Origin of the sequence: Streptomyces sp. NRRL F-2664, assembly GCF_000719345.1 — a bacterium.
In the GTDB taxonomy this organism is placed as follows: domain Bacteria; phylum Actinomycetota; class Actinomycetes; order Streptomycetales; family Streptomycetaceae; genus Streptomyces.
In genome coordinates, this window is the sequence record NZ_JOFX01000249.1 from 1 (window position 1) to 1,008 (window position 1,008).

Sequence of the window (1,008 nt, forward strand, 5' to 3'; positions counted from 1 at the left end):
CCAGCAGCACCCGGCGCCGGCATGCGCCAGACACACACCAGCGCACCCGCCAAACGCAGCCACCACACCAGGCACAGGGCCGGACACCCCCGCACAGCCGCGGGAGTGCCCGGCCCAGCGCATAGCGGCGCACGCGCCGGCACATGCGCCGCTATACGCCCCCCGGGCGCACGCGCCCGGGGGACACACCACCAGACAGCAGCAGCCTGAGCGGGCCCTGGCCGCGGCCTTGGGGAGCGCGAGGCCGCCCGGTCCAGCAGCAGCCAGTGCCCGGGCCTGCGGCGTGGCTGACGGAGCACGGAACCGGCGCGGGCCGGCTCTCGGCCCGCCTCCGCACCCGGGACTGCCGCAACAGCCGCAAGCGCTGCGCCCCGGCCGCCTCAGAGCACATACGCCAGCCCCTCGCCCAGGGTGTGCCCGCCTGCATTCACTGCCGCCCGGACACCACGCCCGAAGTGCTGGAATGTCCATGTACCGGCACCGTGGAGGAATGAGCCCTGACCTACGCGTCGTCGAGCCGCCGACGCCGAAGGCAGGCGCCGCGCCCGCGTCGACAGGGAGGTCCTCGGCCGCGCCTTCCGCCCGGGGGACCTGCTGGAGTTCCTGCGGCGGGCCGGCCTGGACCCTGATGATGTCCACCTGGGCGACGCGCGGCTGGCCCAGTGGCGGGGCGGTGGCCCGGCCGTGTGGAGTCGGACAGCAGTGGAGCGCGCCCGCGCGCATCAAGGACGTGCAGGTTGGCGCGGCCTACACCGCGAGCCAGACACAGCGCCGCCGGAGACTGTCAGCATGAGGACCGCACCGTCCCCGGGCCCGGCGTCCTCGGCGGCTACCACGACAGCCACCTTCCGAGCCACGGTCGGGCCTGGTCGGCCGAGTTCTCGGCCGGCCAGGAGGCCGCGCACCGGTGCGACCCGGGGCGCGCACAGGTGAGGGCCTGCGACGGTCCGCATCACCACCCGCCGGCAGCACCACCGCCACCGCACCAGCGTGGCTTGTAACGGCCAG

The 1,008-nt window shown here is 75.3% G+C and carries 1 protein-coding gene; it reads left to right on the plus strand.

Features of this window, described 5'->3' with window-relative positions; all coding sequences use genetic code 11:
• The first annotated feature begins 143 nt into the window (after positions 1 to 143).
• The gene (locus IF89_RS50105; RefSeq protein ID WP_420707026.1) at positions 144 to 494 is read left to right on the plus strand and encodes a DUF6233 domain-containing protein; all 351 of its coding nucleotides are present in this window, start codon (positions 144 to 146) and stop codon (positions 492 to 494) included.
• Positions 495 to 1,008: the final 514 nt, after the last annotated feature.

Coding starts and splice junctions, on each gene's coding strand:
- IF89_RS50105 (WP_420707026.1), top strand. CDS start 144: ATGCGCCGCTATACGCCCCCCGGGCGCACGCGCCCGGGGGACACACCA.